The following is a 1,332-nucleotide window of genomic DNA, read 5'->3' as shown; positions in this document are numbered from 1 at the left end:
GCGTCTTCGGTGACGGACTGCGCATCATTGGTCAGCTCCGGCACGTCATTGGTGCCGTTGATGGTGATGGTGATGGTCTGAGTCGCTGTACCGCCGTGACCGTCGTCGACGGTCACGGTGATGGTATCGGTGACCTTCTGACCTTCAGCCAGGGCCTGGACCTTGGGATCGTCGTTGTTCAGCACATAGGTCCACTCGCCGTTCTGGTCAACCGAGAAGCTGCCGTACTGGCCCTTACCTTCGTTGCTGACGCTCCAGCTGTGGGTATCGGTGATGTCGACATCGGTCACGTCGAGCTTGCCGGTGACCACCGACACGCCGTCTTCGGCCAAAGCCCCATCGGCCTTGCCGGTGAGGACGGGATCGTCGTTGGTGCCAACGATGGTGACAGTCAATGTCGCGGAAGAACTGGCGCCGTCTTTATCGACCAGGGTATACGTAAAAGTTTCGACCAGGGTCTCACCCACACCCAATGCCTGCACAGCATTCAAGCTGCTATCAAGCTGATAGCTGTAGCTGCCATCGGAGTTGAGGGTAATCTTGCCGTACAGCCCTTGATCTGCGCCGACCAGAACAACTCGATGCTCTGTGAGGACCCCTTCGCCCAATTTGTCGTTGGCGAGCACATTGCCTTGCAAGGCGGATACCGCATCTTCGAAGATCACCCCCGAATCAGCACTTGCCTGGGGAATGCTTGTGACAGGCTGAGGCGGCGTAACTTGATCCGTGTTGTCCGCCAAAGCGCCCACCCCACTAAAAAGTGGAAGGACGGTAGTCACTGGTACAGGACGTCCATACTCCAGCGCCAGCGGCGACACTGCCTCAATGATGCTGGAAAGGCGCACAAAAGTGCTGCCACCCTCGCTGCCACCCGACAATGTGGCCGCCGTGGGATCCAGCTCATCGAACGGATCCTGGCCGGCATTGATGGCCGCAATGATCTGGTCAATCTGCGCATTCGCGGGGCTCGCCACAGCCGCCTCTTCCACGGTGGGCGGCTGAATCAGGTCCGCAGTGAGATGCACATCCTGGTTCTCGCCCACCATCAGCGGTGGCTGACCATCCGCCTGCAACTGCACGGTGCTGCCGGAAGCCGTCACTATCTCGGCGTCAGCGGGAATACGCATGCCTTCACGGAGCACCGTCAGATTGCCATCAGAACCACGCATCCAAGCCTGGCCAGTGAGTTTGGTAACGAGAACGGTTTGAGCTGCCATGAGGGTCTGCCTATCCAGTCAGATTAAAAAGTGAAGGTTGTTAATTTCCACGCATAACTGACCCGCCATTTCCATCTCAAACTGACCCACCCTTTGACTTGAGCCGCAAGGCTCA

Annotated in this window: 1 protein-coding gene; it reads right to left on the bottom strand. The window is 58.1% G+C overall.

The window, feature by feature from the left end; genetic code table 11:
- On the bottom strand, nt 1–1,217 hold a 1,217-nt coding region (locus JAO85_RS25515), incomplete at its 3' end, for a retention module-containing protein (RefSeq protein ID WP_202789301.1).
- Between the last annotated feature and the right edge of the window lie 115 nt (nt 1,218–1,332).

The sequence above is a fragment of the Comamonas sp. NyZ500 genome, from assembly GCF_016772095.1.
In the GTDB taxonomy this organism is placed as follows: domain Bacteria; phylum Pseudomonadota; class Gammaproteobacteria; order Burkholderiales; family Burkholderiaceae_C; genus Comamonas; species Comamonas thiooxydans.
The sequence above is the reverse complement of the archived record's forward strand: the minus strand, read 5'-3'. Positions and strand labels throughout refer to the sequence as shown.